The sequence below is a fragment of the Streptomyces lasalocidi genome, assembly GCF_005280215.1.
Lineage (GTDB): Bacteria > Actinomycetota > Actinomycetes > Streptomycetales > Streptomycetaceae > Streptomyces > Streptomyces longwoodensis.
In genome coordinates this window covers 1-5,188 of record NZ_SZNQ01000004.1, presented here as the reverse complement: position 1 = coordinate 5,188, position 5,188 = coordinate 1, and the positions used below count along the sequence as shown (strand labels likewise).

Below are 5,188 nucleotides of genomic sequence, written 5' to 3'. Positions count from 1 at the left end.
CCTTGACAAAGGCGGAAAAGTAGGTATAATAGAAAGAGTTGAAAAGCTCAAGGTCCGTTGGTCAAGGGGTTAAGACACCGCCTTTTCACGGCGGTAACACGGGTTCGAATCCCGTACGGACTATGGTGTATTGCGGTTAAAAAAACTTGAAAAAAGTTTAAAAAATCTGTTGACAGAGGCAGGTAGCTGTGATATACTAATATAGTTGTCGCTCACGAGAGAAGTGAGAGACAAAGACCTTTGAAAACTGAACAAGACGAACCAATGTGCAGGGCACTATAACTGAAGTTATAGTACTGAACAATGAAAAAACAATAAATCTGTCAGTGACAGAAATGAGTGAGAACTCAAACTTTTAATGAGAGTTTGATCCTGGCTCAGGACGAACGCTGGCGGCGTGCCTAATACATGCAAGTAGAACGCTGAAGGAGGAGCTTGCTTCTCTGGATGAGTTGCGAACGGGTGAGTAACGCGTAGGTAACCTGCCTGGTAGCGGGGGATAACTATTGGAAACGATAGCTAATACCGCATAATAGTAGATGTTGCATGACATTTGCTTAAAAGGTGCAATTGCATCACTACCAGATGGACCTGCGTTGTATTAGCTAGTTGGTGAGGTAACGGCTCACCAAGGCAACGATACATAGCCGACCTGAGAGGGTGATCGGCCACACTGGGACTGAGACACGGCCCAGACTCCTACGGGAGGCAGCAGTAGGGAATCTTCGGCAATGGACGGAAGTCTGACCGAGCAACGCCGCGTGAGTGAAGAAGGTTTTCGGATCGTAAAGCTCTGTTGTAAGAGAAGAACGAGTGTGAGAGTGGAAAGTTCACACTGTGACGGTATCTTACCAGAAAGGGACGGCTAACTACGTGCCAGCAGCCGCGGTAATACGTAGGTCCCGAGCGTTGTCCGGATTTATTGGGCGTAAAGCGAGCGCAGGCGGTTAGATAAGTCTGAAGTTAAAGGCTGTGGCTTAACCATAGTACGCTTTGGAAACTGTTTAACTTGAGTGCAAGAGGGGAGAGTGGAATTCCATGTGTAGCGGTGAAATGCGTAGATATATGGAGGAACACCGGTGGCGAAAGCGGCTCTCTGGCTTGTAACTGACGCTGAGGCTCGAAAGCGTGGGGAGCAAACAGGATTAGATACCCTGGTAGTCCACGCCGTAAACGATGAGTGCTAGGTGTTAGACCCTTTCCGGGGTTTAGTGCCGCAGCTAACGCATTAAGCACTCCGCCTGGGGAGTACGACCGCAAGGTTGAAACTCAAAGGAATTGACGGGGGCCCGCACAAGCGGTGGAGCATGTGGTTTAATTCGAAGCAACGCGAAGAACCTTACCAGGTCTTGACATCCCTCTGACCGCTCTAGAGATAGAGTTTTCCTTCGGGACAGAGGTGACAGGTGGTGCATGGTTGTCGTCAGCTCGTGTCGTGAGATGTTGGGTTAAGTCCCGCAACGAGCGCAACCCCTATTGTTAGTTGCCATCATTCAGTTGGGCACTCTAGCGAGACTGCCGGTAATAAACCGGAGGAAGGTGGGGATGACGTCAAATCATCATGCCCCTTATGACCTGGGCTACACACGTGCTACAATGGCTGGTACAACGAGTCGCAAGCCGGTGACGGCAAGCTAATCTCTTAAAGCCAGTCTCAGTTCGGATTGTAGGCTGCAACTCGCCTACATGAAGTCGGAATCGCTAGTAATCGCGGATCAGCACGCCGCGGTGAATACGTTCCCGGGCCTTGTACACACCGCCCGTCACACCACGAGAGTTTGTAACACCCGAAGTCGGTGAGGTAACCTTTTAGGAGCCAGCCGCCTAAGGTGGGATAGATGATTGGGGTGAAGTCGTAACAAGGTAGCCGTATCGGAAGGTGCGGCTGGATCACCTCCTTTCTAAGGATAAGGAACTGCACATTGGTCTTGTTTAGTCTTGAGAGGTCTTGTGGGGCCTTAGCTCAGCTGGGAGAGCGCCTGCTTTGCACGCAGGAGGTCAGCGGTTCGATCCCGCTAGGCTCCATTGGTGAGAGATCACCAAGTAATGCACATTGAAAATTGAATATCTATATCAAATAGTAACAAGAAAATAAACCGAAACGCTGTAGTATTAAAAGAGTTTATGACTGAAAGGTCAAAAAATAAGGTTAAGTTAATAAGGGCGCACGGTGGATGCCTTGGCACTAGGAGCCGAAGAAGGACGTGACAAACGACGATATGCCTTGGGTAGCTGTAAGTAAGCGATGATCCAGGGATTTCCGAATGGGGGAACCCAACAGGTACTACCTGTTACCCGCATCTGTTAAGGATGTGAGGAGGAAGACGCAGTGAACTGAAACATCTAAGTAGCTGCAGGAAGAGAAAGCAAAAGCGATTGCCTTAGTAGCGGCGAGCGAAACGGCAGGAGGGCAAACCGAAGAGTTTACTCTTCGGGGTTGTAGGACTGCAATGTGGACTCAAAGATTATAGAAGAATGATTTGGGAAGATCAGCCAAAGAGAGTAATAGCCTCGTATTTAAAATAGTCTTTGTACCTAGCAGTATCCTGAGTACGGCGGGACACGTGAAATCCCGTCGGAATCTGGGAGGACCATCTCCCAACCCTAAATACTCCCTAGTGACCGATAGTGAACCAGTACCGTGAGGGAAAGGTGAAAAGCACCCCGGGAGGGGAGTGAAATAGAACCTGAAACCGTGTGCCTACAACAAGTTCGAGCCCGTTAATGGGTGAGAGCGTGCCTTTTGTAGAATGAACCGGCGAGTTACGATATGATGCGAGGTTAAGTTGAAGAGACGGAGCCGCAGGGAAACCGAGTCTGAATAGGGCGAATTAGTATCATGTCGTAGACCCGAAACCATGTGACCTACCCATGAGCAGGTTGAAGGTGCGGTAAGACGCACTGGAGGACCGAACCAGGGCACGTTGAAAAGTGCTTGGATGACTTGTGGGTAGCGGAGAAATTCCAAACGAACTTGGAGATAGCTGGTTCTCTCCGAAATAGCTTTAGGGCTAGCGTCGACATAAAGATTCTTGGAGGTAGAGCACTGTTTGGGTGAGGGGTCCATCCCGGATTACCAATCTCAGATAAACTCCGAATGCCAATGAATTATGGTCGGCAGTCAGACTGCGAGTGCTAAGATCCGTAGTCGAAAGGGAAACAGCCCAGACCACCAGCTAAGGTCCCAAAATAATTGTTAAGTGGAAAAGGATGTGGGGTTGCACAGACAACTAGGATGTTAGCTTAGAAGCAGCTATTCATTCAAAGAGTGCGTAATAGCTCACTAGTCGAGTGACCCTGCGCCGAAAATGTACCGGGGCTAAAACAATTTACCGAAGCTGTGGATACCTTTATAGGTATGGTAGGAGAGCGTTCTATGTGTGAAGAAGGTATACCGTGAGGAGTGCTGGAACGCATAGAAGTGAGAATGCCGGTATGAGTAGCGAAAGACAGGTGAGAATCCTGTCCACCGTAAGACTAAGGTTTCCAGGGGAAGGCTCGTCCGCCCTGGGTTAGTCGGGACCTAAGGAGAGACCGAAAGGTGTATCCGATGGACAACAGGTTGATATTCCTGTACTAGAGTATGTAGTGATGGAGGGACGCAGTAGGCTAACTAAAGCAGACGAATGGAAGAGTCTGTCTAAGCAGTGAGGTGTGAATTGAGTTAAATGCTTAATTCTATAACATTGAGCTGTGATGGGGAGCGAAGTTTAGTAGCGAAGTTAGTGACGTCACACTGCCAAGAAAAGCTTCTAGCGTTTAAACATACTCTACCCGTACCGCAAACCGACACAGGTAGTCGAGGCGAGTAGCCTCAGGTGAGCGAGAGAACTCTCGTTAAGGAACTCGGCAAAATGACCCCGTAACTTCGGGAGAAGGGGTGCTGACTTTACGTCAGCCGCAGTGAATAGGCCCAAGCAACTGTTTATCAAAAACACAGCTCTCTGCTAAATCGTAAGATGATGTATAGGGGGTGACGCCTGCCCGGTGCTGGAAGGTTAAGAGGAGTGCTTAGCGGTAACGCGAAGGTATGAATTGAAGCCCCAGTAAACGGCGGCCGTAACTATAACGGTCCTAAGGTAGCGAAATTCCTTGTCGGGTAAGTTCCGACCCGCACGAAAGGCGTAATGATTTGGGCACTGTCTCAACGAGAGACTCGGTGAAATTTTAGTACCTGTGAAGATGCAGGTTACCCGCGACAGGACGGAAAGACCCCATGGAGCTTTACTGCAGTTTGATATTGAGTGTCTGTACCACATGTACAGGATAGGTAGGAGTCTAAGAGATCGGGACGCCAGTTTCGAAGGAGACGTTGTTGGGATACTACCCTTGTGTTATGGCCACTCTAACCCGGATAGGTTATCCCTATCGGAGACAGTGTCTGACGGGCAGTTTGACTGGGGCGGTCGCCTCCTAAAAGGTAACGGAGGCGCCCAAAGGTTCCCTCAGAATGGTTGGAAATCATTCGCAGAGTGTAAAGGTATAAGGGAGCTTGACTGCGAGAGCTACAACTCGAGCAGGGACGAAAGTCGGGCTTAGTGATCCGGTGGTTCCGTATGGAAGGGCCATCGCTCAACGGATAAAAGCTACCCTGGGGATAACAGGCTTATCTCCCCCAAGAGTTCACATCGACGGGGAGGTTTGGCACCTCGATGTCGGCTCGTCGCATCCTGGGGCTGTAGTCGGTCCCAAGGGTTGGGCTGTTCGCCCATTAAAGCGGCACGCGAGCTGGGTTCAGAACGTCGTGAGACAGTTCGGTCCCTATCCGTCGCGGGCGTAGGAAATTTGAGAGGATCTGCTCCTAGTACGAGAGGACCAGAGTGGACTTACCGCTGGTGTACCAGTTGTCTTGCCAAAGGCATCGCTGGGTAGCTATGTAGGGAAGGGATAAACGCTGAAAGCATCTAAGTGTGAAACCCACCTCAAGATGAGATTTCCCATGATTTTATATCAGTAAGAGCCCTGAGAGATGATCAGGTAGATAGGTTAGAAGTGGAAGTGTGGCGACACATGTAGCGGACTAATACTAATAGCTCGAGGACTTATCCAAAGTAACTGAGAATACGAAGCGTGATTATTTTAAGTGAAATTTGATAGATATTCAATTTTGAGTAGGTATTACTCAAAGTTAAGTGACGATAGCCTAGGAGATACACCTGTACCCATGCCGAACACAGAAGTTAAGCCC

The 5,188-nt window shown here is 49.3% G+C and carries 2 tRNA genes and 3 rRNA genes; all 5 read left to right on the top strand.

Annotated elements, in window-relative coordinates:
- Nucleotides 1-51: 51 nt before the first annotated feature.
- Nucleotides 52-123, top strand: a tRNA-Glu gene (locus tag E4U91_RS37905).
- Nucleotides 124-354: 231 nt separating this feature from the next.
- Nucleotides 355-1,901 (top strand): 16S ribosomal RNA (locus E4U91_RS37895).
- 51 nt (nt 1,902-1,952) lie between these two features.
- Nucleotides 1,953-2,025: transfer RNA gene (locus tag E4U91_RS37890), tRNA-Ala, on the top strand.
- Between the two features lie 122 nt (nt 2,026-2,147).
- Nucleotides 2,148-5,050, top strand: a 23S ribosomal RNA gene (locus E4U91_RS37885).
- Between the two features lie 78 nt (nt 5,051-5,128).
- Nucleotides 5,129-5,188 (top strand): 5S ribosomal RNA (gene rrf / locus E4U91_RS40100); the annotation flags it as partial.